Below are 25,543 nucleotides of genomic sequence, written 5' to 3'. Positions count from 1 at the left end.
CAACACTGGATACGCTTGATATGGATCAACCAAAGTCGTTTGCGTCTGGATGATGAGTATAAAACAAGCCCCGCATTATTGGCGGGGCTGGCTGTCAATACTATGAATTTTATAGATATTCAGCATTGGTCTGGATAACGTTTTGATACCATGAAAAAGATTTCTTCGGCGAGCGTGCTAACGTTCCGCTTCCGTCATTATTTTTATCAACATAGATAAAGCCGTAGCGTTTTTTCATCTCCCCCGTCCCGGCCGAGACTAAATCAATGCAGCCCCACGGGGTATAGCCCATCAGGTCCACGCCATCTTCCACTACCGCTTTTTTCATTTCGCTGATATGTGCGGCCATATAGTCAATACGATAGGAATCATCTACCGAGCCGTCGGCCTGCTGCACGTCAATCGCACCAAAGCCGTTTTCGACGATAAACAGCGGCAGTTGGTAATGATCCCAGAACCAGTTCAGCGAATAGCGCAGACCAACGGGATCAATCTGCCAGCCCCAGTCCGATTTCTGCACGTACGGGTTGGAAACCAGGCTTTTCGACTCGTCGTAGTCCAACTGTGGGTTGTCTGCCGTGGCCTGCGTTGCGAAAGACATATAGTAGCTAAAGCCGATGTAATCGACACAACCCTCGGTCAGCGCCTGACGGTCTTCCTCGGTGATATCAAGATCAAAGCCACGCCGGGCAAAGTAGTTGAGAAGATGCTGCGGGTATTTGCCGCGCACATGGACATCGGTAAACCAGTAACGCCGGTGCATGGCGTTCATCGCCATCATCATATCGTCCGGCGCGCAGGTCAGTGGATAGATAGGACACATGGCAATCATGCACCCTATCTGCAATGCCGGGTTAATCTCACGCGCAGCCTTTACCGCCAGTGCGCTTGCCACCAGTTCATAGTGCGCCGCCTGGTACATAACCGGCTCGCGGTCTTCACCGGGCTGGTATTTCAGGCCAGAGTTAGTAAAAGGCGCGAAGTCTTCGTGATAATTTGCCTGGTTGTTAATTTCATTAAACGTCATCCAGTACTTCACTTTGTGCTGGTAACGGGTAAAAACCACTGCGGCAAAACGGACAAAGAAATCGATAAGCTTACGGTTACGCCAGCCGCCATATTCCGTCACCAGATGGTATGGCATCTCGAAATGCGACAACGTAATCACCGGTTCAATGCCATATTTCAGGCATTCGTCAAACAGGTCATCATAGAACTGCAGGCCAGCCTCATTGGGTTGCGCTTCGTCGCCTAAGGGGAAAATACGCGTCCAGGCAATCGAAGTGCGAAAACATTTAAACCCCATTTCGGCAAACAGTTTAATGTCGTCTTTATAGCGGTGATAAAAATCGATGGCGTCGTGATTAGGGTAGTTTTTACCAGCAATCACACCGTCAGTGATTTCACGCGCCACGCCATGCGCCCCCGCCGTCATGACATCGGCAACGCTAATTCCTTTTCCACCTTCCTGCCAGCCACCTTCCAGTTGATGAGCGGCTACGGCACCACCCCACATGAAATCTGCTTTAAATCCTGACATACCCTTCCCCTATCGTGATTACTCTGCGCAAAACGCTGTTGATGAGGTCCGCAACAGAAAACAGAAACCGGTTTCAGTATGATACTGTGTATTCAGCAGGCAGGTTTCAAGCACAAGACTGTACCCGGTTTCATTTTCGTGGCGCAGTTCAAACAAATAGATAAATGATTGTAAAACGCTGAAAAAATCAGCACATAAAACTTGATGCAGAGCAGGCTCGCAAACGTTTGCTTTCCCTGTTAGAATTGCGCCGAATTTAACTTTTACTGCAAGTAAACATGTGGGGAAGCAGGCAGTGACCGATAAAACCTCTCTTAGCTACAAAGATGCCGGTGTTGATATTGATGCAGGTAATGCTCTGGTTGATCGAATCAAAGGCGTAGTAAAGAAAACTCGTCGTCCGGAAGTTATGGGTGGTCTGGGTGGCTTCGGTGCGCTGTGCGCATTGCCGCAAAAATATCGTGAACCGGTACTGGTTTCCGGCACTGATGGCGTCGGCACAAAACTGCGTCTGGCAATGGATCTGAAACGCCACGACACTATCGGCATTGACCTCGTCGCAATGTGCGTCAACGACCTCGTGGTTCAGGGCGCTGAGCCGCTGTTTTTCCTCGACTACTATGCTACCGGCAAACTGGATGTGGATACCGCAGCCAGCGTCATTAACGGTATTGCCGAAGGCTGTCTGCAGTCTGGCTGTGCGCTTGTCGGCGGTGAAACGGCTGAAATGCCGGGGATGTACCACGGCGAAGATTACGACGTGGCAGGCTTCTGCGTTGGCGTCGTCGAAAAATCTGAGATCATCGACGGTTCAAAAGTGGCTGACGGCGACGTACTGATTGCACTCGGCTCCAGCGGACCGCACTCCAACGGCTACTCTCTGGTGCGCAAAATTGTTGAAGTCAGCGGTTGTGACCCGGAAACCACCGAGCTTGAAGGCAAGCCGCTGGCCGATCACTTACTGGCCCCGACCCGCATTTATGTCAAATCCATTCTCGAATTGATTGAGAAGGTTGATGTGCATGCCATTGCCCACCTGACCGGCGGTGGTTTCTGGGAAAATATTCCACGCGTTCTGCCAGATAACACGCAGGCTGTGATCGACGAATCTTCATGGCAGTGGCCAGCCGTCTTCAACTGGCTGCAAACGGCGGGTAACGTCAGCCAGCATGAGATGTATCGCACCTTTAACTGCGGCGTAGGCATGGTTATCGCCCTGCCAGCTTCTGAAGTGGACAACGCCCTTGCTTTGCTCAATGAGAAAGGTGAAAACGCATGGAAAATCGGTATCATCAAAGCTTCTGATTCCGAACAGCGTGTGGTCATTGAATGAAAAACATTGTGGTGCTCATTTCCGGCAACGGAAGCAATTTGCAGGCGATAATCGATGCCTGCGAACAGAATAAAATCAATGGCACCATACGTGCAGTATTCAGTAACAAGGCCGATGCGTTCGGCCTTGAGCGCGCACGCGAAGCGAATATTCCTGCACACTCGCTGGAAGCCGCCCAGTTTGCCAGTCGCGAAGCATTCGACCAGCAACTGATACAAGAGATCGACGCTTATGCCCCCGATGTCGTGGTGCTGGCCGGTTATATGCGCATTCTAAGTCCGACGTTTGTTGCTCACTATTCTGAACGATTGCTGAATATCCACCCGTCTTTATTGCCGAAGTATCCTGGCCTGCACACGCACCGTCAGGTTCTGGAAAACGGCGATGAAGAGCATGGCACCTCCGTCCATTTCGTCACCGATGAACTGGACGGCGGACCGGTTATTCTCCAGGCCAAGGTTCCGGTATTTGAAGGCGACAGCGAAGATGATGTCACGGCACGAGTCCAGGCCCAGGAGCATACCATTTACCCGCTGGTGGTAAGCTGGTTTACTGATGGTCGCCTGAAGATGCGTGATAACGCAGCATGGCTGGACGGCGTTCGTCTGCCGCCACAAGGCTACGCCGCCGACGAAGAATAAAATCAACCTGTAAACCTGATCTCACCATCCGGTTTACAGGCATAAATACCTTTTCCGGTTAACATCTCCGGTATTCATCTACGCTCCCCCTTTCTCTTTGCTATCAGACGGTTTATTGTCATATTTTTCTGGCACTGTTGGACATCTGAGAGCAATGCTCGCCATAATAAATCGGTAGTGTCCCGTGAATGAAACGGAGTAAAAGTGGTAATGGGTCAGGAAAAGCTATACATCGAGAAAGAACTCAGCTGGTTAGCGTTCAACGAACGTGTACTCCAGGAAGCTGCTGATAAGTCAAACCCGTTGATCGAACGGATGCGTTTCTTAGGCATCTATTCCAATAATCTCGACGAGTTTTATAAGGTTCGTTTCGCCGAACTGAAGCGCCGAATCATTATTAGCGAAGAACAGGGTTCAAACTCTCACTCCCGCCATCTGTTAGGTAAAATCCAGGCCCGCGTATTAAAAGCCGATCAGGAATTTGACGGCCTGTACAATGAGTTGCTGCTGGAGATGGCGCGCAATCAGATTTTCCTTATCAATGAACGTCAGTTGTCGGTCAATCAACAGAACTGGTTACGCCATTACTTCAAACAATATCTCCGCCAGCACATTACACCGATCCTGATTAACCGCGAGACGGATTTAGTTCAGTTTCTGAAAGATGACTACACCTATCTGGCGGTGGAAATTATCCGCGGCGATACAATCCGCTACGCGCTGCTGGAAATCCCTTCCGACAAGGTTCCCCGTTTTGTGAATCTACCGCCGGAAACCCCGCGCCGTCGCAAACCGATGATCCTGCTGGACAACATCTTACGCTACTGCCTTGACGACATTTTCAAAGGGTTCTTTGATTACGATGCGCTGAACGCCTATTCGATGAAAATGACTCGCGACGCCGAATACGATTTGGTGCACGAGATGGAATCGAGCCTGATGGAGCTGATGTCGTCCAGCCTGAAACAGCGTCTGACCGCAGAGCCTGTACGTTTTGTCTATCAGCGCGACATGCCCAATGCGCTGGTCGAGGTACTGCGTGAAAAGCTGACGATTTCTCGCTACGACTCGATTGTTCCCGGCGGGCGTTACCATAACTTCAAAGATTTTATTAATTTCCCCAACGTTGGCAAAGCTAACCTGGTGAACAAACCGCTGCCGCGTTTGCGCCATATCTGGTTCGATAACGAGAAGTTTCGTAACGGCTTTGACGCCGTTCGCAAACGCGACGTGCTGCTATATTATCCGTATCACACTTTTGAGCACGTTCTTGAACTGTTGCGCCAGGCCTCTTTCGACCCGAGCGTGCTGGCGATAAAAATCAACATCTACCGTGTGGCCAAAGACTCGCGCATCATTGATTCGATGATCCATGCTGCGCACAACGGTAAGAAAGTCACCGTGGTGGTAGAATTGCAGGCTCGCTTTGATGAAGAAGCCAACATTCATTGGGCCAAGCGTCTTACCGAGGCTGGCGTTCACGTCATCTTCTCCGCGCCGGGCCTGAAAATTCACGCAAAATTGTTCCTTATCTCGCGTAAAGAAGGTGATGAAGTTGTGCGCTATGCGCATATCGGGACGGGGAACTTCAACGAAAAAACGGCGCGTCTCTATACCGACTACTCGTTACTTACCGCCGACTCACGCATTACCAACGAGGTTCGTCGGGTGTTCAACTTCATCGAGAACCCGTATCGTCCGGTGACATTCGATTATCTGCTGGTTTCTCCGCAGAACTCGCGCCGTTTGCTGTACGCGATGATTGACAAAGAAATCGCCAACGCGCAGCAAGGACAGCCTTCCGGTATCACCCTAAAACTGAATAACCTGGTCGATAAAGGCCTGGTTGATCGTCTCTATGCGGCCTCAAGCTCAGGCGTGCCAGTCAATTTATTGATTCGCGGTATGTGCTCTTTGATTCCGAATCTGGAAGGCATTAGCGACAATATTCGCGTGATAAGCATAGTTGACCGCTACCTTGAACACGACCGGGTTTATATCTTCGAAAACGATGGCGACAAGCAGGTATACCTCTCCTCCGCAGACTGGATGACCAGGAATATCGACTATCGCATCGAAGTCGCCACACCGCTGCTGGACCCGCGTCTTAAGCAACGGGTGCTGGATATTATCGATATCCTGTTCAGCGACACGGTGAAGGCTCGCTTCATCGATAAAGAACTCAGTAATCGCTACGTACCGCGCGGAAACCGCCGTAAGGTTCAGTCACAATTGGCGATATACGACTACATCAAATCACTCGAGCAACCTGACTAACGCTATGCCAATACACGACAAGACTCCACGACCGCAGGAATTTGCTGCGGTCGACCTTGGTTCAAACAGTTTCCATATGGTCATTGCTCGCGTGGTTGATGGCGCAATGCAGATTATCGGGCGACTGAAACAGCGCGTTCATCTGGCGGATGGCCTCGGCGAAGATAACAAGCTGAGCGAAGAGGCAATGGAGCGCGGATTAAGCTGCCTGTCGCTGTTCGCCGAACGTCTGCAGGGCTTTCCCCCATCAAGCGTATGCATCGTGGGAACCCATACTTTGCGTCAGGCGCTAAATGCGACCGAGTTTCTCAAGCGAGCAGAAAAAGTTATCCCCTACCCGATTGAGATTATTTCCGGTAATGAAGAAGCCCGACTGATTTTTATGGGCGTGGAGCACACCCAGCCGGAAAAGGGTCGTAAGCTGGTTATTGATATCGGCGGTGGTTCAACAGAACTGGTGATCGGCGAAGATTTCGAGCCCAAACTGGTGGAAAGCCGTCGTATGGGCTGCGTCAGTTTTGCTCAGATGTATTTCCCGGGCGGCGCTATTAGTCGGGAAAACTTCCAGCGTGCGCGCATGGCGGCAGCGCAAAAGCTTGAAACCTTAACCTGGCAGTTTCGTATTCAGGGCTGGAACGTTGCGCTGGGCGCATCGGGCACGATTAAAGCGGCACACGAAGTGCTGCTGGAGATGGGTGAGAAAGATGGTTTTATCACCCCCGAACGCCTGGACAAACTGCGAACCGAAGTGCTGAAGCATGCGTCATTCGATGCGCTCAGCCTGCCGGGGCTGTCTGAAGAGCGAAAAGCGGTGTTTGTGCCGGGACTCGCGATTCTGTGCGGCGTTTTTGACGCACTGGCTATCCGCGAACTCCGCCTTTCTGATGGCGCACTACGCGAAGGCGTGCTGTATGAGATGGAAGGTCGTTTTCGCCACCAGGACGTTCGCAGCCGTACCGCGAGCAGCCTGGCGAACCAGTACAACATCGACAGCGAACAGGCCCGGCGCGTACTGGAAACGACGATGCAAATGTACGACCAGTGGCATACGCAGCAGCCAAAGCTGGCCAATCCACAACTGGAAGCGTTGCTGCGCTGGGCGGCGATGCTGCATGAGGTTGGGCTGAACATCAACCACAGCGGTTTACATCGCCACTCGGCGTATATCCTCCAAAACAGCGATTTACCGGGTTTCAATCAGGAACAACAGCTGATGATGGCAACCCTGGTTCGATATCATCGCAAAGCGGTGAAACTGGATGATTTGCCCCGCTTTACGCTGTTCAAGAAAAAACAGTTTCTGCCGTTAATTCAGCTGTTGCGCCTGGGCGTGCTGCTGAATAATCAGCGACAGGCGACCACCACGCCACCGACGCTGACCCTAATTACCGACGACAACCACTGGACCTTACGCTTTCCGCATGACTGGTTTAGCCAGAATGCGCTGGTGCTGCTCGATCTGGAAAAAGAGCAGCAATACTGGGAAGCCGTTACCGGCTGGTGTCTCAAAATTGAAGAAGAGAGTTCACCCGATATCGCCGCATAAGCTCTCAGCAGGTGCCAGTTCTTCTGGCACCTGTTCTTCCAGCATTTCATGCAACGGCTGCGGTTTACCAATCAGATACCCCTGCATGTAATCAATCCCCAGCGAAATTACCGCACTGCGTATTTCTTCGCTTTCGACGTACTCCGCGACCACCAGCATTCTTTTCATCCGCGCCAGATGGCAAATAGAGGCCACGATTTGATAGTCGAGGCTATTCGAAACGATGTTGCGAATAAAGCTGCCATCAATTTTCAGGATATCGGCATTCACATTCTTCAGCCGCGCATAGCTGGCATATCCGGTACCAAAATCATCAATCGCAATCTGACAGCCCAATGATTGCAGCTGCAGTAACGTTGCCTGCGCCTGTTCCGCATTGGTTAAGGCATTGCTTTCCGTTACTTCAAAAATCAGCTGCCACGGTTCAACTTTGTACTTAATCAGTAGCTGGTTGATGTCATGCGGAAGCCGGGCACGGCATACCGACGTGGGAGATAAGTTAATAGCAAACCGACGAGCGGGCATTTTTTCCCGATTCTGCGCCATAAACTTCAGCGTATTTTCAATCACCCACAGATCGATGCTGGATGACAATCCAAACTCATGCGCTACCGGTAAGAAGCTGTCAGGACCGATGGTTTCACCATCATCCCCCTCTAGCCGCAGCAGAATTTCGTGATAAACATCGCCGCGCACGCCTGAAATCGGCTGCGCCATCAGGAAAAAGCGATTGTGCTCCAGCGCCAGTTGCAGACGATTCATCATCGCAACCTTATCTTTCAGGTCACGTTGCAGGTGCATCACGCCTCGGCGCTGCAAATTCTCTGGCGCATTGGTCGCCAGAGAAAGCTCGGCGATGGTGCTTAACTCCCCCAGTAACAAGTAGATGTGATTAACAGGAGAACGGACATAGCAAAAACTAATCCCCACCTGCGGCTGTAAAGGCATGCCATCCCAGATAAAACGAAACTGCTTGATATGCCTGTCCAGCGCTTCAATACGCTCCTGATGCGACTCGGTGTTAAAACGCAGAACTAAATCATTACCCGATAACTGATAGACATGCTCATCTTGTTTCAGCAATGGCTTTACCCACTGGGCAAGTTTTTGCTTGTACTGGATACGCAGCATAATGCCGTAATTTTTCACCAGCAGTTCCATACCCGGAACACTCAAAAAGCAAAGCACTGACCATGGCGCTTTTCTCAAATCCCGGTTCAAAGCGCGCAAATTCGGAATATGCACCATGGGGTCAAAGAAGGCCAGACGATGAGAATGTCTGGCGACAATTCTCTGGCGCGTTGCCAGTACGGCAATAAAATTCACGATGAAGGAGAAAACCAGGTAACTCGATGAGGTAATGGCAAGTTGCACATCGTAACCCGAATACCAAGGCATATAGCGTTGATAATAATGAATTGCTGTAATGAGTACGAGCATCCATATTAACGAAATAAATTTATAACCGTAACGCATAGCTCCCCATAGCATGACGGGCAGCATCAGTGACAAGGTATAATTCGTGCTAAATATCGAGCTTTTCTCATCTAGCGGCATACACAACAATGTCATTAGTATGGTCAATATAATCAACCAGACCGCAAACTCTGTTTTGGTAACTTTGGTATCAAACTGCTGCTTTAATTGAGATAAATAGCCTCTGATATACAAAGGATTACGAATCGTGCGAATTATAAAGTAGCACAGTGGAACCCCAACCAGATTCCCGGCCAGCATGGCCTGATAGTTGATCAACGTGCCGGTATTAAGGGGCATAACGCCCACCATGCCGGATTTGCTCTCATAGACGCCCACAAACGCGGCGAAATGGAAGAATAGCAGAAACAGCGTTGCCGGGCAGAAAACCTGCCAAAACATGTGCTGAAACATCAGGTGGGAGTCACCGTAAGAAACGTTATTCCGCCGGGGAGCAAAAACTTTATACCCTCCCCAACTAAGCACTATCGTAACTATAAAGTGCGAAATTATTGAGAGCATTTCAAATAACCCAACCTGCGGATATTTGTACCAGATGATGGAAATGATAATTCCTGGTAATGCCGCCCAGCCAAAAAACAACATCAGGCTAATCATCAGCGCTAAAGGCAGGTAGAAAAGAATTACGTTCCCGGTACTAATATGGGCATAGGTGTTAGCAGTGCTCAATATAGGCAACAGCAAGGAAGGCAAGATGAGAGGTAACGCCCACCATCTATCTCTAATACCAATATAATTTTTATTGAGTTTCATAGATGCTCAGTAGAATCCCGCACATCCTGCAGGGGGTATTCGGACAGGCATCCCACCTGACGTTAAAACGATAAAGTTAAATACATTAAAATGACTCATCAATTTTAGTTGTCAGCAAAGGGTGATGCTTGATACACATCAATAAATAAGTCCCTCATTAATCAATTATTACTCTTTTCATGGTTTTTTATCGTTATCTCATTATTAATGCAAATAATAATATTAATTCCCATAACATAAATAGATAAAACAACTGAAGCAATTTTACATAACGAAAAATTGACCATTCCCTCACAGTATGCCTTAATGTGACTATCGCCCTCAGTTGGGTACACTACAAGGAACCTTTTGTGAGCCAGGTTACCAGCCTACGCAAACGACACCGATTTAACAGTCGCATGATCCGGATCGTACTGCTTATCAGCTTTCTTTTCTTCTTCGGACGCTTCGTCTACTCCGCCATAGGTGCGTGGCACCACCACCAGAACAAAAAAGAAACTCAGCAGATCACCCTGCCGCAACAGGCATCTCCTGCACAAACTGACGTACGCTGATCGCTCGCGCCGAGCCGAGCCGAGCCGATGATACTACAGCATTAAGATTCCTTACCGGATGGCTAATCGCCTGACATTTAACCATCCGGTAAGGGATTTGAGTGATGAAACTTCACGTAGTCTTGCCCGCCCACACGTGCTGATATATCGGATAATCAACCGTGTTTTTCGCACAAATACACCATCTTTTAATCCCACTTCACCGCGCCATTCGCGCTGATTTTTTTACGTTCCAGTGTACTGGATATAAAAAAGATACACTGCGCTCAAATAGACGCTAATTAATATCGCTAGAAAATATCACTGACCAAAACATTCATATTTAGCATGAAATTAAATGCTTATCTGAATTCTTACCATTATTAAATTCCACAGGGTAATACCATGAGTACTTTTCATTATTTCCGTAAATAAGAAGCGGTGTTGAATGGATCGCAGACGTTAAGTGTGTGATTAACCCTACTATCGAGCAGGACTGTCGCATCGATAAAATTCGCGCAATAAAAAGCCCTCTATAAACAGAGGGCTTTTACATACTACCGGTTCAGAAACCGCTAAACGGGAGGAATATTATTCCCACTCAATCGTAGCTGGCGGCTTACCGCTGATGTCATACACCACGCGGGAAATACCGTTAACTTCGTTGATAATGCGGTTAGAGACGCGGCCTAAGAAGTCATACGGCAGGTGCGCCCAGTGCGCGGTCATAAAGTCGATGGTTTCAACAGCACGCAGGGAAACAACCCAGTCGTACTTACGGCCATCGCCCATGACGCCAACGGAACGTACTGGCAGGAACACGGTGAACGCCTGGCTCACTTTGTTGTACAGGTCAGCGTTGTGCAGTTCCTCAATGAAGATAGCATCCGCACGGCGCAGCAGGTCGCAGTACTCTTTCTTCACTTCGCCCAGCACGCGTACGCCCAGACCCGGCCCCGGGAATGGGTGACGGTACAGCATGTCGTACGGCAGACCCAGTTCCAGACCAATCTTACGCACTTCGTCTTTGAACAGCTCACGCAGCGGTTCAACCAGACCCATCTTCATCTCTTTCGGCAAACCGCCCACGTTGTGGTGAGATTTGATGACGTGCGCTTTACCAGTGGCAGAAGCCGCGGATTCGATCACGTCCGGATAGATGGTTCCCTGCGCCAGCCACTTAACGTCTTCCAGCTTCAGCGCTTCTTCGTCGAAGACTTCCACGAACACGCGGCCGATGATTTTACGTTTAGCTTCCGGATCGTTCTCGCCTTTCAGCGCGTCCAGGAAACGCTTTTCACCTTCAACATGAATGATGTTCAGGCCGAAATGGTCGCCGAACATATCCATCACCTGCTGAGCTTCGTTGAGACGCAGCAGACCGTTGTCGACGAACACACAGGTCAGGTTTTTGCCAATTGCACGGTGCAGCAGCATCGCGGTGACGGAGGAGTCAACGCCGCCGGAGAGGCCGAGGATCACTTTATCAGTGCCAACCTGCTCACGAATGCGGGCAACGGCGTCATCGATAATTTTTGCCGGGGTCCACAGCGCTTCACACTGGCAGATGTCGCGCACAAAACGCTCCAGCATGCGCATCCCCTGACGGGTGTGGGTAACTTCCGGATGGAACTGCACACCGTAGAAACGTTTTTCCTCGTGCGCCATGATGGCAAACGGGCAGTTGTCGGTGCTGGCAACGGTCACGAAACCTTCCGGAATAGCGGTCACTTTGTCGCCGTGGCTCATCCACACGTCCAGCAGTGGTTTGCCGTCTGCGGTCAGAGAGTCTTCAATACCGCGGATCAGCGCGCTGTCGGTCTGAACTTCAACCTGCGCATAGCCGAATTCACGTTCGTTAGAACCTTCAACATGACCACCGAGCTGCATTGCCATAGTCTGCATGCCGTAGCACACGCCGAACACAGGCACGCCCGCAGTGAAAACGTATTCCGGCGCACGCGGGCTGTTTTCTTCAGTGGTGCTTTCCGGACCACCGGAAAGAATGATACCGCTTGGGTTGAATTCGCGAATTTGTGCTTCCGTAACATCCCACGCCCACAGTTCACAATAGACGCCCAGTTCACGTACGCGACGAGCAACCAGCTGAGTGTACTGAGATCCGAAATCAAGGATGAGAATGCGATGTTTATGAATATTGTCTGTCATTGACGCTAATTCCGAGGCAAGTGAAACAAATTCGCCCGGCATATAGCCGGGCGCGGAAACTTATCAGGAGCCCATGCGGTAGTTAGGGGACTCTTTGGTGATGGTCACATCGTGAACGTGACTTTCCTGAATACCCGCACCGCTGATACGTACAAACTCTGCTTTTGTTCGCAGCGCGTCGATAGTACCACAGCCGGTCAGACCCATACAGGAGCGCAGGCCACCCATCTGCTGGTGAATGATCTCTTTCAGGCGACCTTTATACGCAACGCGACCTTCGATACCTTCCGGGACCAGTTTGTCAGCGGCGTTATCGCTTTGGAAATAACGGTCGGAAGAACCTTTGGACATCGCGCCCAAAGAGCCCATACCACGGTATGATTTGTAAGAACGGCCCTGATACAGTTCGATTTCGCCCGGAGATTCTTCAGTCCCCGCCAGCATAGAGCCAACCATCACTGCAGAAGCACCCGCAGCGATCGCTTTTGCGATGTCGCCGGAAAAACGAATACCGCCATCGGCAATAACCGGAATACCAGTGCCTTCCAGCGCTTCAACGGCGTCAGAAACGGCGGTGATCTGCGGTACACCTACGCCGGTAACGATACGGGTAGTACAGATGGAGCCTGGGCCGATACCGACTTTAACAGCGCTGCAGCCGGCTTCCGCCAGCGCGCGAGCGCCTGCACCAGTCGCAACGTTCCCCCCGATGATCTGCAGATCCGGGTATTTAGCACGAGTTTCACGGATACGCTGCAGTACGCCTTCTGAGTGTCCGTGAGAGGAGTCAATCAGCAGAACATCCACGCCAGCGGCAACCAGCGCGTCAACACGCTCTTCGTTACCCGCACCTGCGCCTACAGCAGCCCCAACGCGCAGACGACCATGCTCGTCTTTACAGGCGTTAGGTTTACGTTCCGCTTTCTGGAAATCTTTAACGGTGATCATGCCGAGCAGATGGAAGCTGTCGTCAACAACCAGCGCTTTCTCGACGCGTTTTTCGTGCATTTTGGCAAAGACAACATCGCGTGCTTCGCCTTCACGAACGGTCACCAGACGCTCTTTCGGCGTCATGTAGACGCTAACCGGCTGATTCAGATCAGTCACAAACCGTACGTCACGACCGGTGATGATGCCGACCAGTTCGTTATCTTCAGTCACTACCGGGTAGCCTGCGAAACCGTTACGCTCGGTCAGTTCTTTTACTTCGCGCAGAGTGGTGGTTGGCAGTACGGTTTGTGGGTCGGTCACGACGCCAGATTCGTGTTTCTTCACGCGACGAACTTCTTCCGCCTGGCGCTCAATAGACATGTTTTTGTGGATAAAACCGATGCCGCCTTCCTGAGCCAGGGCAATTGCCAGGCGCGCTTCCGTCACGGTGTCCATTGCTGCGGAGAGCATAGGAATGTTCAGGCGAATGGTTTTCGTCAACTGGGTGCTGAGATCAGCAGTATTCGGCAGAACGGTAGAATGAGCGGGAACGAGGAGGACGTCGTCAAACGTCAGGGCTTCTTTTGCGATACGTAGCATGGGCAATATCTCACCTGGGAGGTTATTAAATATTGCCGCGGCATTATACAGAGCGTAACCGATTGCATCCACACTTTTTTGCAAAAAAACCTTGCGCTCCTCTGTGAGCATGTTACTTTCGACTGAATAACTTGCTGATTTAGAATTTGATCCCGCTCACATGTTATCCTCTCAGACCACCTCAATTTTTACCGTAAGCCGCCTGAATCAGACGGTTCGTTTGCTGCTTGAGCAGGAAATGGGACAAGTGTGGATCAGCGGTGAAATTTCGAATTTCACTCAGCCGTCCTCCGGTCACTGGTATTTCACGCTCAAAGATGACACCGCTCAGGTACGCTGCGCGATGTTTCGCAACAGCAATCGCCGTGTAACGTTCCGACCACAGCACGGTCAGCAGGTACTGGTACGCGCCAACATTACATTGTACGAGCCGCGCGGCGACTATCAGATAATTGTTGAAAGCATGCAGCCAGCGGGCGAAGGATTGCTGCAGCAAAAATATGAGCAACTCAAGGCCAAACTGCAGGCTGAAGGGCTATTCGATCAGCAGTTCAAAAAAACGCTGCCTTCACCGGCCCACTGCGTCGGGGTAATCACCTCTAAAACCGGCGCCGCGCTGCACGATATCCTCCACGTCCTGAAGCGTCGCGACCCTTCCCTGCCCGTTATTATCTACCCGACCGCAGTCCAGGGTGATGATGCGCCAGGGCAGATCGTTCGGGCCATTGAACTGGCGAACGCGCGGGGCGAGTGCGATGTGCTGATCGTCGGGCGCGGCGGCGGCTCGCTGGAAGATTTGTGGAGCTTTAACGACGAACGTGTTGCACGGGCGATCTTTGCCAGCCGCATTCCAGTCGTCAGCGCCGTCGGCCATGAAACCGATGTCACTATTGCCGATTTTATTGCAGATTTACGGGCACCTACGCCGTCGGCGGCGGCAGAAATTGTCAGCCGTAATCAGCTTGAACTGCTGCGTCAAATACAGCATGGTCAGCAGCGTCTGGAGATGGCGATGGACTACTACCTCGCCAATCGTACTCGTCGATTTACCCAGCTTCATCACCGCTTGCAACAGCAGCATCCGCAACTGCGTCTGGCCCGTCAACAGACCGTGCTGGAACGACTGCGTCAGAGAATGAACTTCGCACTTGAGAATAAGATTAAACAGGCAAATCAGCGTCAGCAGCGCATGCTGCAGCGTCTGAATCAGCAAAACCCGCAGCCGCGTATTTACCGTGCGCAAACACGCATTCAGCAACTGGAATACCGCCTGGCGGAAAATATCCGTGCGCGTTTAAGCGAACAGCGCGAGCGTTTTGGCAACGCGGTTACCCATCTTGAGGCAGTCAGCCCACTGGCCACGCTGGCCCGCGGTTATAGCGTGACGACCGCAAAAGAGGGTGAAGTGCTGAAACAGACTAAACAGGTTACAGCAGGTGATGTGCTCACCACCCGCCTGTCTGACGGATGGGTGGAAAGCGAAGTGAGAGCTGTCACGAAGACAAAGAAAACACGCAGGAAAAAACAGGATTAAAGCGGCACAAACGCCACGCGTTTCTTCGAGATAAGGCCATGACCGTTCTGGCAGAAATAATCCACCGCGCCACAGGCTTTAAGCACCTGCAGTGGCTGATTGCACTCCGGGCAGTGCGCTTCTAACTGAATATCTTTATTACAGTTATCACAGTGCGCCATACCGTTTTGCGGCTCCAGCTCTGCATTACAATCCGGGCAAATAATAGACATAGCGACTCCAGTACAGGGATCCATTACTGCGCTGAGTTTAACACGATGCGTTTAATGCCGCCCGCGTAACTGCTGCTGTAACGTTAACAGGCACTCCACTTCCTCCAGCCTGCGCTGCGTCGTGCGGCTCACTTCCTGTGGGCTGCGTTCAAACAGACTTTGCGCGCCCAGAATATGCTCCGCAAGACAATGGGCATATACGCTACCAGGCAGACTCCAGCGTTGTACAACATCACCGTCAATCAATTCGAGCACATCCTCGACACCACGGCGATCATGGCTAATGACACGACCATCGCGCAGACAAAGGCGCAGGCCTTTTTGTCCGCCAGCCGGCCCCGCGTATTTATTCAGCCAAATGTCCAGCGGAATGCCGCTAATCTGTCCCTGCAGATGCGCCTCTCCTTCTGCTGTGGTCAGGTCGCCCTCTACAATATTTCGTCCCAGACGGTCTTTAGCGCTCTTCACCTGCAAGGTCATACTGTCATTACCGCCCAGGTAACGCACTGTTTCACGCAGCATTGCCAGTACATGTGTGCCAATGTCCAGAATCACACCGTCCGGATGACGAAGCTCACGGGTATCCGGCTCACCGGTGGCAAAGTTAAGCGCAATGGGTTCTCCAACAGCGTTAAACCCGCTCGGTTCCTGCAAAAAACCGTCGATTTTAACAATGTGTGAAAAATGAGAGACAAGTGCCTGTTGCGGATTATCGCCCTGCCACTGCGCTCCGAGTTTGCCCAACGCCAGCTGCATTGCGCCATTGCGTGCCATCCAATGGTCGAGTGCCAGCACGCGGTTGGCAGCATCCGGTTGAGCCAGCAGCGTTTTCAGTTTTTCAATTTGGGAAAGCGTGGCGACAATAGGCTTTTCGACCACGATACGAGCGATGGGAGCCGTCAGCGCCTGTTCAAGCACATCGAGGTGATACAGGGATGCGGTGGTAATAAAAAGGGTATCAAGCGGCATTGCAAGAAGTTCAGCGAGCGACGCACAGCGCGTCACGTCTGCGGGCTGCTTTGCGGGTTGAACATCAAATCCCACACAGCGTAGTGCATCACCGAACATATTACGTAATGCGGGCAAGTATGCCGTTTCAACGACTGCACCAAGCCCAACAAATCCTAACAGCATGCTCTTACCTCGTTAATTGAATAGCCGGGACATAACGTCTGCCCCGGCACAATCGAGGTGTTATCAGGCGCTAGTTGCCGGTTTAGTTTGCGTATTTTCCAGCATGCGACGAATCGGAACAATGAGGATGATCAGTACCGCAGCACAGATCAGCAGCGCAATCGAGCAGCGTGCGAAGAGATCCGGCAGCATATCCAGTTGGTCAGCCTTCACATGACCGCCAATCAAACCTGCGGCCAGGTTGCCCAGCGCACTGGCGCAGAACCACAGGCCCATCATCTGCCCGCGCATTCTTTCCGGCGCCAGCAGCGTCATTGTCGCCAGACCGATCGGACTCAGGCACAGCTCGCCAAGCGTCAGCATCAGGATACTGCCCACCAGCCAGAATGGAGAAACGCCTGCCCCGCCGTTACTGAGAACGTTTTGCGCCGCCAGCATCATCAGACCGAAGCCTGCCGCCGCAAAGAGGATACCGATAACAAACTTGGTGATGCTACTCGGGCGAATGTTCATGCTTGCCAGCTTCGGCCATGCCCAGCTAAATACCGGTGCCAGCAGGATAATAAACAGCGCGTTTATCGACTGGAACCAGACCGCCGGGATTTCAAAATCACCGATCATACGGTTAGTGTAGTCGTTGGCGAACAGGTTGAACGAGGTTGGCTTCTGCTCAAACGCGGACCAGAAGAACGCGGCGGAAACCAGCAGGATAAAGCAGACCAGCAGTCTGGCGCGCTCTTTACGGTTCAGACCGGCAAAGATGAACAGGTAGATAAAGTAGAGCGCAACGGAGGCTGCAATCACGTACACCAGCATGCTGGCAACCGCGACCGGATTAATTACAATCACGCCCTGCGCTATCAGCGTAACAATAACCGCCGCACCGACGGCCAGCGCCAACAGCCACGCGCCCACGCCGTTACGTTTCACTACCGGGCTATTCCAGGTGGAATCGAGCCCCACTTCGCTGTCGTAGCGTTTCATTGATGGAACGGCAAATACACGGAAAATGATCAACGCCACCAACATCCCGATACCACCGATGCCAAAGCCCCAGTGCCAGCCGTGGGTTTTAATCAGCCAGCCGGAAATCAGCGGCGCGATAAACGACCCCATGTTGATGCCCATGTAGAACAGCGAGAAACCGCCGTCGCGACGCGCATCGCCTTTTTTGTACAGCGTGCCAACCATGACCGAAATACAGGTCTTAAACAGACCGGAGCCGAGCACGATAAACATCAGACCAATAAAGAACAGGTTGTTCCCCATAATGGCGGAGAGCGCAATTGACAGATGGCCGAGGGCAATCAGGATGGAACCGTACCACACCGCTTTCTGTTGGCCGAGCCAATTATCCGCCAGCCAGCCACCCGGCAGCGCAGCGAGGTACATCGTACCGGCAAAGATACCCACAATCGCCGAGGCATTTTCACGTGCCAGCCCCATGCCGCCGTCATAAACGGTAGCAGCCATAAACAGGATCAGTAACGGGCGAATACCATAAAACGAGAAGCGCTCCCACATCTCTGTGAAGAACAGCGAGCCGAGCGGATAAGGATGGCCGAAGAAAGTTCGGCTTTCTTTTTGATTAACAGAGGATTGCATAATTCTCCCGAAAGTTATGTCGTCGTGTGTGTAAACACCGCGATGTACGCCAGCCAGTTACGTATCTGACCGATTTTTTACATGCGGCGAAAATTTATTTAACCATTTGATAACCTAAGGCTAGTTTTGTCTAGTACCAGCCCCCGGACTTTAAGACGAAAACTCGACAAATGTCTACTTTCTTAGATTTAAACTTGGTAAAAAATGAATAGTGATTGACATCGCACGGGCTGAGGCTGGCGATGAAACTTCGAAAAAAAACCCGCGACAAGCACGGGTTTTTATCAGCATCAGCAACGGTTACTTGCTTTTTTTGATGTGTTTTATCAAACGCTTACGTTTACGCATCTGCGTCGGCGTCAGCGTATTGCGTTTGTTCGCAAACGGGTTTTCCCCTTCTTTGAACTGAATGCGGATCGGCGTCCCCATTACATCCAAAGACTTACGGAAATAGTTCATCAGATAGCGCTTGTAGGAATCCGGCAGGTCTTTGACCTGGTTGCCGTGAATCACCACGATTGGTGGGTTATAACCACCGGCGTGGGCATATTTCAGCTTCACACGACGACCACGCACCAGCGGCGGCTGATGATCTTCTGCCGCCATAGTCATAATGCGCGTCAGCATCGCGGTGCTAACGCGACGGGTGGAGCTGTCATACGCTTCGCGGACCGATTCAAACAGATTACCCACGCCGCTGCCGTGCAGCGCAGAGATGAAGTGTACACGCGCAAAATCAATAAAGCCCAGACGGAAGTCCAAAGTCTCTTTGACCTGCTCTTTCACTTCCTGCGTCAGGCCATCCCACTTGTTGACCACAATAACAAGTGAACGCCCACTATTGAGGATAAAGCCCAGCAGCGACAGGTCCTGATCGGAAATACCTTCGCGCGCGTCAATCACCAGCATCACCACGTTGGCATCTTCAATCGCCTGCAGCGTTTTGATAACTGAGAATTTTTCTACTGCTTCGGTAATTTTGCCGCGCTTACGCACGCCCGCGGTATCGATGAGCACATATTCGCGCTCATCGCGTTGCATCGGGATATAAATACTGTCACGCGTGGTCCCCGGCATGTCGTAAACCACTACGCGGTCTTCGCCGAGAATACGGTTAGTAAGCGTGGACTTACCTACGTTCGGGCGACCAACAATCGCCAGTTTGATCGGCAGGTCCTGCGGATTGAAGTCGTCTTCAGGCTCTTCTTCGCCGTTCTCTTCGGCTTCCAGTTGCGCCCAATATTCTGCATCTTCATCCACTTCTTCCTGAGGAGCAACGTCATCCATCCACGGCAGCAGAACATGCTCCAGCAGGCTGAGAACGCCACGACCATGGGATGCCGCGATCGGATAAATTTCACCCAGACCCAGCGAGTAGAAATCGACGACCGCCTGATCAGGATCGAGTCCGTCAGTTTTGTTGGCTACCAGGAACGTCGGTTTCTGGCGCGAACGCAGATGTTTCGCAATGGCTTCATCCGCAGGCATCAGGCCAGCACGCGCATCTACCATGAACAGCACAACGTCCGCTTCTTCGATCGCCAACAGCGACTGTTCCGCCATGCGGGTTTCTACACCGTCTTCGGTGCCATCAATACCGCCGGTATCAATACAGATAAACTCGCGGCCTTCAATTTCCGCACGACCGTACTTACGGTCACGAGTCAGACCCGGGAAATCCGCAACCAGCGCATCTCGGGTGCGAGTTAGACGGTTAAATAACGTGGATTTGCCAACGTTAGGGCGCCCGACAAGCGCGACCACAGGTACCATGTTTAAAGCCTCATTTAATAAATCATCAGACAACGGGCACATTTTTTGCGCCGTTGTTAAAAACAGTAAAACGGCCCCTGCACCAGGAGCCGTTTTTCAAAGCGAGCGGCCGGGACGATTAACGCGTAATAGAGTACAGCGTACCGTCTTTCGCCTGGATCAGCAGTTTACCATCAGCAGAGACCGGCTCGGTCAGGAAACCAGAGCTGTCAACTTTCTGCTGGGCGACAAAGCGGCCATCGTCAACGTTAATCCAGTGCAGGTAGCCTTCGCTATCACCCACGACCAGATTGCCGTTATACAATACCGGGGACGTCAGCAGACGGTGCAGCAGATCGCTTTGCGTCCACAGCGTCACACCGCCGTCGGTGGTCAGCGCCAGTACACGATCGTTCTGGTCTACCAGGTAGATACGGTTACCGTCGACGATGAAATCATTCACTGAGCCCAGTTCACGTTTCCACATGATCTGGCCGCTGCGCAGATCCAGCGCCGTCAGGTTACCATTATAAGCCAGCGCGTAGACAACGCCATTGACGATAACCGGCGTGGTATCAACGTCGCTCAGACGATCGATTTCCGTTGGACCTGTCGCCTGAGAAATACGCTGCTGCCAAATCATCTGGCCCTGCTGCATCAGCACGGCGCTTACGCGGCCGTTATCACCGCCAACGATAGCTGCGCCAAAGGCGGTCGCTGGGGCAGATTCGCCGCGCAGAGACAGAGAAGGCATGTCGAGGTTAACGGTCCATTTGATGGCGCCGTCTGCTTCGTTCAAGGCCTGCAACTGACCGTTACTGGTGTGGATTAATACCACGCCATCGCTCACAACAGGACGAGACAGCGCTTCACCGGCAACTTTCGTCTGCCATGCGGTGGTACCATCGCTGGTGTTCAGCGCATAAACCTGCGCTTTTTCGCTGCCAATGTAAACATGGCCACCGGACACGGTTACACCGCCAGAAAGCTGTGCAGATGCGCGGGAGAACCAGCCGTCTTTCTCACCCAGATTAACAGACCAGACTTCTTTGCCGTCGTCCGCATTCAACGCCTTAACGACGCCGGCGCGATCGGCTGCATAGACAACGTTATCCGCCAGCGCAGGATGAAGATTGGAATAGAAATCACCAATACCGTTACCTACAGAGGTGCTCCAGTCCGTAGACGGAGTAAACTGGTTTTCAACCACCGGTAATGGGGACATCTTAACGACATCTTCTTCGCCACTAAACAGTGAACAGCCGCTCAATAGGGTAACGGAAAGCAGCCCTGGCAGAAGTAATTTACGCAATTGCATCGGGTCCCTCTCAGATGGACAAATTATTGATTTTCATCTGCATCATTTCGCTCAGAGCAGGAGAGGCATCGCTTTTCACGCCCGCTTCCCATGCGCTACGCGCACCTTGTTTATCGCCTTTGCTCAGCAATGCTTCACCGCGCAGGTCGGCAACAATGGCCGTCCACCCTTCACCTTTAATGGTGTCGAGTGTTTTCAGCGCGGTATCAGCCTGTTTAAGCTGAACCTGAACACGAGCCAGACGCAGATTAATCACCGCTTTGAGATTCTCATCGCTGGTCGCTGCTAAGCCTTGTTGCAGCTGGCTTGCGGCTTTCTCAAGTTCATTTTGGTCAACAAACTGCTGCGCCAGTTCCAGTGAAGCTAACGCGCCGTAGGTATTTTTGTTTTCTGCGGCAAATTTCTCTGCAGCAGGAAGACTATCCGGTTTACCCGCGCTAACCGCAGTCACCGTATTTTGATATGCCAGAGAAGCAGAGCGTGCGGACTCCGTCTGATGGCTGGTCCAGTAACGCCAGCCAACCAGCGCGCCAACCCCTAAAATGACCCCAACAGCCAGCGCTTTGCCGTTTTCAGCAAAGAAGCGTTTTACTGCATCAATCTGGTCGTTTTCGTTCTCGTAAATTTCCACGCTGTCCTTCTCCTTAGCCCAGTAGAGTGCGCAAATGCGCGGCAACGCTATCCTGCGCTACTGCCGTTTGCTCACCAGAGCGCAAATCCTTCACTACAACAGTACCGTCAGCCACTTCGGACTCGCCCAGTACCAGTGCAACGCGGGCGCCCCACTTGTCGGCGCGGGCGAACTGTTTCTTAAAGTTGCCGCCACCGTGGTTTGTCATCAGTTTCACACCAGGAACTTCATCGCGCAGACGTTCTGCAAGCCGCATTGCAACCGACTGCGTATCCGCCCCCGAAGCGACCAGGTATATATCGACAACAGGATCTGCGTTAAATTCCGGATTAACTGCCTGAACTAACAAAACAAGTCGTTCCAGACCCATGGCAAAGCCCACGGCCGGCGTTGCGCGACCGCCAAGTTGCTCTACCAGACCGTCGTAACGCCCACCGGCACACACGGTACCCTGAGAGCCCAGGCTGCTGGTAACCCACTCAAATACGGTGCGGTTGTAATAATCAAGACCACGAACCAGACGCTGATTGACGGTGTAGGCAATACCTGCGGATTCCAGCAGTTTGCACAGGCCCGCAAAGTGCTCGCGAGAGTCGTCATCAAGATAGTCGCCCAGCGCAGGTGCGTCGTTGAGCAGCGCCTGTACTTCCGGGTTTTTGGAGTCGAGAACGCGCAGCGGGTTAGTGTACATACGGCGCTTGCAGTCTTCGTCCAGTTTCTCTTTGTGCTGTTCCAGGTAGGCGACCAGCGCATCACGGTAGTTAGCGCGGGCTTCAAGCGAACCAATTGAGTTCAGCTCAAGGCTGACATGTTGAGAAATACCCAGCGCGCGCCACCAGCGAGCGGTCAGCATAATCAGTTCAGCATCGATGTCCGGACCTTGCAGGCCAAACACTTCGACACCCAGCTGATGGAATTGACGATAGCGCCCTTTTTGCGGACGTTCGTGGCGGAACATCGGCCCGATATACCACAGACGCTGTTCCTGATTGTACAGGAGACCATGTTCGATGCCGGCGCGTACGCAGCCCGCAGTCCCTTCAGGACGCAACGTCAGGCTGTCGCCATTACGGTCCTCAAAGGTATACATCTCTTTTTCAACCACGTCGGTGACTTCACCGATCGCGCGTTTGAATAACGGGGTCTGCTCTACAATCGGCAAGCGGATTTCACTGTAACCGTAGCTGCCGAGCACGTTTTTGAGAGTGCCTTCAATGCGCTGCCAGATGGCGGTTTCGCCAGGCAGATAATCGTTCATGCCGCGAATGGCTTGAATGTTTTTTGCCACGTTTATTCTCTTTATGAATATAAAAATGAACCCTCAGCGCTAACCCGAACAATGCGGGCGCCATGCGGGTTCAATCATACACGGGAAGCATGCCGCTTCCCATCACGTTGTTATTTTTCAAGCTGCTGCACGTCAATACGACGCGCTTCGTCCAGGATACTCGCTTTGGCGCGAATGCGGGCTTCAAGCTGCGTAATCATATCGTCGTTATCGAGTCGATCCTTACGCACGCCGTCTTCATACAGACCGCTTTTCTTGTTACCACCCGTCACGCCCAGCGTAGAAACCAGCGCTTCGCCAGGACCGTTCACCACGCAGCCGATGATCGAAACATCCATTGGCGTAATGATATCTTCCAGACGTTGTTCCAGCGCGTTAACCGTACCGATAACGTCGAACTCCTGACGCGAGCAGGTTGGGCAGGCGATAAAGTTGATCCCGCGGGCACGAATGCGCAGCGATTTCAGGATATCGAAGCCAACCTTGATCTCTTCCACCGGATCCGCCGCCAAAGAGACACGCAGCGTATCGCCGATCCCTTCGGACAACAGCAATCCTAAACCGATCGCTGATTTTACCGCCCCACTGCGTGCGCCACCGGCTTCGGTGATCCCCAAATGCAGCGGTTGATCGATCTGTTTCGCCAGCAGGCGATAGGATTCTACGGCGAGGAAAACGTCAGACGCTTTAACGCTGACTTTGAATTGATCGAAGTTCAGACGATCGAGGTGATCCACATGGCGCATAGCGGATTCCAGCAGCGCCTGCGGCGTCGGTTCACCGTATTTTTCCTGCAGATCTTTTTCCAGCGATCCGGCGTTGACGCCGATACGGATAGGAATATTTTTATCACGAGCGCAGTCCACTACCATGCGAATACGCTCTTCATTACCAATATTGCCTGGGTTGATACGCAGGCAATCGACGCCGTATTCCGCCACCTTCAGCGCGATACGATAGTCGAAGTGAATATCGGCAACCAGCGGGACATTAACCTGCTGTTTGATAAGCTTGAACGCTTCTGCGGCATCCATTGTCGGTACAGAGACACGAACAATATCTGCGCCGACGCGTTCCAGCGCTTTGATCTGATTAACCGTCGCTTCCACATCTGTGGTTCGCGTATTGGTCATAGACTGTACGGCGATGGGCGCGCCATCGCCGATCGGCACGTTCCCAACGTAAATGCGTGTCGATTTTCTACGTTGAATTGGAACCTGGTTATGCATTAAAAAATCTCCCGCATTGCCGTCTGTTACTGAGCCGGTGATTGTTCGGCATTAACGGTCAGACGCGCAACCTGGTTAGTTCTGATAAAACGACTCAGATCGACAGGTTTACCCTGGAACTGAATCTGCACTGCCGCCGGAGCGCCAATTTTCAGTTTGTACGGCGCCTGACCCGTCAGATTCAGATTGCCGTCCTTACGCTGCATACCACTGAACAGTTTTTTTCCGGTCGCATCGGTCACTTCCAGCCAGCAATCGGCGGTAAAGTTCATTACCAGTGCGTTAGGATCGGCGGCTGGGGTAGTGACACCCGCCTGGTCAGTCGGCAGCGGCGCCGCGGTCGCTGGCGCAGCAGTTGCGGTATCGACGTTAGCCTGAGAAGGTGCCACAACGGCATTCTGCTGCGCATCAGCGGCAGGTGCCGGGGTTGCAGCAACATCTGGCGTAGGCGCTGCGTCCGCCACCGCGCCATCGTCTGGAGCCGGGGTAGTATCCTGGCCCGCTGCGGCGCTGGTATCTAACGGTACGTTCTGCGCACCATCTTTACCGGCATTCAGCTCAGCGGAGGATTGATCGGCCATGGTGGTGATCTCTTCCTGCTGCGCTTTATGGTTCTGCCACCACCAGGCTCCCGTCAGTCCGACAACGACAAACAGCACCAGCCAGGTAAAGGTCATTAACCAGCCGTCGCGTTTTTTACGACGCTTACCGAGCGAGAAGCTCTGCATCGGTGCGACTTTGGCTGGGCGAATCGGAGCCTGTTTTTCCAGCCCTGGCAACAGTTCTTCTTCAGGAATATGCACCAGACGCGCATAAGAACGGATATAACCGCGCAGGAATGTTGAAGCGAGATCGGCTGGCGCCTTATCTTCTTCAATATCACGTACCGTGGAGACCTTCAGGCAAAGTCGCTCCGCGACTGCCTGCTGGCTGAATCCGAGTTGTTCACGGGCATTGCGCAGACGAACGCCGGTGGATAGTGCTTCATTTTTGTCGTGCGTGGCTTCAGTATTCATTCGCT

At 52.1% G+C, this 25,543-nt stretch carries 19 protein-coding genes; 6 read left to right on the top strand and 13 right to left on the bottom strand.

The annotated features are described in order from the left end of the window. Positions 1–109: 109 nt before the first annotated feature. A complete protein-coding gene (locus HV229_RS06820) occupies positions 110–1,540 on the bottom strand; it encodes a 6-phospho-beta-glucosidase (RefSeq protein ID WP_047358229.1) in 1,431 nt (476 codons plus the stop codon). Between the two features lie 295 nt (positions 1,541–1,835). Between HV229_RS06820 and purM the strand changes: the two genes are divergently transcribed. The 4 genes from purM (at position 1,836) to ppx (ending at position 7,337) form a co-directional block, all read left to right on the top strand. After that, positions 1,836–2,873, top strand: coding sequence for a phosphoribosylformylglycinamidine cyclo-ligase (purM, locus tag HV229_RS06815; RefSeq protein WP_016157121.1), 1,038 nt, complete (start codon positions 1,836–1,838; stop codon positions 2,871–2,873). Continuing rightward, positions 2,870–3,514 carry a phosphoribosylglycinamide formyltransferase gene (gene purN / locus HV229_RS06810; RefSeq protein ID WP_053388627.1) on the top strand — a complete coding sequence of 215 codons (645 nt, stop codon included), beginning with the start codon at positions 2,870–2,872 and terminating at the stop codon, positions 3,512–3,514. The genes purM and purN overlap by 4 nt, the downstream gene beginning before the upstream one ends. A 210-nt stretch (positions 3,515–3,724) precedes the next feature. Further along, positions 3,725–5,791 (top strand): polyphosphate kinase 1, encoded by a 2,067-nt coding sequence (ppk1, locus tag HV229_RS06805; protein ID WP_181547133.1) that lies wholly within the window; start codon positions 3,725–3,727, stop codon positions 5,789–5,791. A 4-nt stretch (positions 5,792–5,795) separates the two neighbouring features. Then, positions 5,796–7,337 carry an exopolyphosphatase gene (gene ppx, locus HV229_RS06800; protein ID WP_181547131.1) on the top strand — a complete coding sequence of 514 codons (1,542 nt, stop codon included), beginning with the start codon at positions 5,796–5,798 and terminating at the stop codon, positions 7,335–7,337. On the opposite strand, the gene HV229_RS06795 is transcribed toward ppx, so the two are convergent. Beyond that, positions 7,317–9,587 carry a sensor domain-containing phosphodiesterase gene (locus HV229_RS06795; RefSeq protein ID WP_181547130.1) on the bottom strand — a complete coding sequence of 757 codons (2,271 nt, stop codon included), beginning with the start codon at positions 9,585–9,587 and terminating at the stop codon, positions 7,317–7,319. The genes ppx and HV229_RS06795 overlap by 21 nt on opposite strands. A gap of 350 nt (positions 9,588–9,937) precedes the next feature. On the opposite strand from HV229_RS06795, the gene HV229_RS06790 reads away from it, so the two are divergent. Continuing rightward, positions 9,938–10,141 carry a YfgG family protein gene (locus HV229_RS06790; protein WP_049041558.1) on the top strand — a complete coding sequence of 68 codons (204 nt, stop codon included), beginning with the start codon at positions 9,938–9,940 and terminating at the stop codon, positions 10,139–10,141. Between the two features lie 570 nt (positions 10,142–10,711). Here the strand turns inward: HV229_RS06790 and guaA are convergent. Together guaA and guaB are read right to left on the bottom strand one after the other, a co-directional pair. After that, positions 10,712–12,289 carry a glutamine-hydrolyzing GMP synthase gene (gene guaA / locus HV229_RS06785; RefSeq protein ID WP_016153990.1) on the bottom strand — a complete coding sequence of 526 codons (1,578 nt, stop codon included), beginning with the start codon at positions 12,287–12,289 and terminating at the stop codon, positions 10,712–10,714. A gap of 63 nt (positions 12,290–12,352) precedes the next feature. Continuing rightward, positions 12,353–13,819: an IMP dehydrogenase gene (gene guaB / locus HV229_RS06780; RefSeq protein WP_019077375.1), complete on the bottom strand. Its 1,467-nt coding sequence runs from the start codon at positions 13,817–13,819 to the stop codon at positions 12,353–12,355. A 160-nt stretch (positions 13,820–13,979) separates the two neighbouring features. Here guaB and xseA point away from each other — a divergent pair, with 160 nt between their 5' ends. Then, positions 13,980–15,353, top strand: coding sequence for an exodeoxyribonuclease VII large subunit (gene xseA / locus HV229_RS06775; RefSeq protein ID WP_080860045.1), 1,374 nt, complete (start codon positions 13,980–13,982; stop codon positions 15,351–15,353). Here the strand turns inward: xseA and HV229_RS06770 are convergent. The 9 genes from HV229_RS06770 to rodZ all read right to left on the bottom strand — a co-directional run bounded on the left by HV229_RS06770 (position 15,350) and on the right by rodZ (position 25,538). Continuing rightward, positions 15,350–15,565 (bottom strand): zinc ribbon domain-containing protein, encoded by a 216-nt coding sequence (locus tag HV229_RS06770; protein WP_019077377.1) that lies wholly within the window; start codon positions 15,563–15,565, stop codon positions 15,350–15,352. The two genes, xseA and HV229_RS06770, sit on opposite strands and share 4 nt — an antisense overlap. 51 nt (positions 15,566–15,616) lie before the next feature. After that, positions 15,617–16,699 (bottom strand): Gfo/Idh/MocA family oxidoreductase, encoded by a 1,083-nt coding sequence (locus HV229_RS06765; protein WP_181547128.1) that lies wholly within the window; start codon positions 16,697–16,699, stop codon positions 15,617–15,619. Between the two features lie 63 nt (positions 16,700–16,762). Further along, positions 16,763–18,304, bottom strand: a complete 1,542-nt coding sequence (locus HV229_RS06760) for a peptide MFS transporter (protein ID WP_016157127.1) — start codon at positions 18,302–18,304, stop codon at positions 16,763–16,765. Between the two features lie 300 nt (positions 18,305–18,604). Continuing rightward, on the bottom strand, positions 18,605–20,077 hold the full coding sequence (gene der, locus HV229_RS06755) for a ribosome biogenesis GTPase Der (protein WP_016153996.1): 1,473 nt from the start codon (positions 20,075–20,077) through the stop codon (positions 18,605–18,607). A gap of 118 nt (positions 20,078–20,195) precedes the next feature. Further along, positions 20,196–21,374, bottom strand: a complete 1,179-nt coding sequence (gene bamB / locus HV229_RS06750) for an outer membrane protein assembly factor BamB (protein WP_016153997.1) — start codon at positions 21,372–21,374, stop codon at positions 20,196–20,198. 10 nt (positions 21,375–21,384) lie between these two features. Beyond that, complete coding sequence (locus tag HV229_RS06745; RefSeq protein WP_016157128.1) at positions 21,385–22,005, bottom strand: YfgM family protein; 621 nt, start codon at positions 22,003–22,005, stop codon at positions 21,385–21,387. A gap of 13 nt (positions 22,006–22,018) precedes the next feature. Continuing rightward, entirely contained in the window at positions 22,019–23,293 is a 1,275-nt protein-coding gene (gene hisS / locus HV229_RS06740; protein WP_016153999.1) for a histidine--tRNA ligase, read from the bottom strand. Between the two features lie 110 nt (positions 23,294–23,403). Beyond that, complete coding sequence (ispG, locus tag HV229_RS06735) at positions 23,404–24,522, bottom strand: flavodoxin-dependent (E)-4-hydroxy-3-methylbut-2-enyl-diphosphate synthase (RefSeq protein ID WP_181547126.1); 1,119 nt, start codon at positions 24,520–24,522, stop codon at positions 23,404–23,406. Positions 24,523–24,548: 26 nt separating this feature from the next. Further along, positions 24,549–25,538 (bottom strand): cytoskeleton protein RodZ, encoded by a 990-nt coding sequence (gene rodZ / locus HV229_RS06730; RefSeq protein WP_016154001.1) that lies wholly within the window; start codon positions 25,536–25,538, stop codon positions 24,549–24,551. Between the last annotated feature and the right edge of the window lie 5 nt (positions 25,539–25,543).

It is taken from the genome of Citrobacter sp. RHBSTW-00524 (assembly GCF_013747755.1).
Lineage (GTDB): Bacteria > Pseudomonadota > Gammaproteobacteria > Enterobacterales > Enterobacteriaceae > Citrobacter > Citrobacter braakii.
This window is presented reverse-complemented; position numbering and strand designations above follow the sequence as displayed.

Excerpts from the sequence above, each read along its gene's own strand:
- HV229_RS06820 (WP_047358229.1), bottom strand. The coding sequence starts at position 1,540 with ATGTCAGGATTTAAAGCAGATTTCATGTGGGGTGGTGCCGTAGCCGCT.
- purN (WP_053388627.1), top strand. The coding sequence starts at position 2,870 with ATGAAAAACATTGTGGTGCTCATTTCCGGCAACGGAAGCAATTTGCAG.
- ppk1 (WP_181547133.1), top strand. The coding sequence starts at position 3,725 with ATGGGTCAGGAAAAGCTATACATCGAGAAAGAACTCAGCTGGTTAGCG.
- ppx (WP_181547131.1), top strand. The coding sequence starts at position 5,796 with ATGCCAATACACGACAAGACTCCACGACCGCAGGAATTTGCTGCGGTC.
- HV229_RS06795 (WP_181547130.1), bottom strand. The coding sequence starts at position 9,587 with ATGAAACTCAATAAAAATTATATTGGTATTAGAGATAGATGGTGGGCG.
- guaA (WP_016153990.1), bottom strand. The coding sequence starts at position 12,289 with ATGACAGACAATATTCATAAACATCGCATTCTCATCCTTGATTTCGGA.
- guaB (WP_019077375.1), bottom strand. The coding sequence starts at position 13,819 with ATGCTACGTATCGCAAAAGAAGCCCTGACGTTTGACGACGTCCTCCTC.
- xseA (WP_080860045.1), top strand. The coding sequence starts at position 13,980 with ATGTTATCCTCTCAGACCACCTCAATTTTTACCGTAAGCCGCCTGAAT.
- HV229_RS06770 (WP_019077377.1), bottom strand. The coding sequence starts at position 15,565 with ATGTCTATTATTTGCCCGGATTGTAATGCAGAGCTGGAGCCGCAAAAC.
- HV229_RS06765 (WP_181547128.1), bottom strand. The coding sequence starts at position 16,699 with ATGCTGTTAGGATTTGTTGGGCTTGGTGCAGTCGTTGAAACGGCATAC.
- HV229_RS06760 (WP_016157127.1), bottom strand. The coding sequence starts at position 18,304 with ATGCAATCCTCTGTTAATCAAAAAGAAAGCCGAACTTTCTTCGGCCAT.
- der (WP_016153996.1), bottom strand. The coding sequence starts at position 20,077 with ATGGTACCTGTGGTCGCGCTTGTCGGGCGCCCTAACGTTGGCAAATCC.
- bamB (WP_016153997.1), bottom strand. The coding sequence starts at position 21,374 with ATGCAATTGCGTAAATTACTTCTGCCAGGGCTGCTTTCCGTTACCCTA.
- ispG (WP_181547126.1), bottom strand. The coding sequence starts at position 24,522 with ATGCATAACCAGGTTCCAATTCAACGTAGAAAATCGACACGCATTTAC.
- rodZ (WP_016154001.1), bottom strand. The coding sequence starts at position 25,538 with ATGAATACTGAAGCCACGCACGACAAAAATGAAGCACTATCCACCGGC.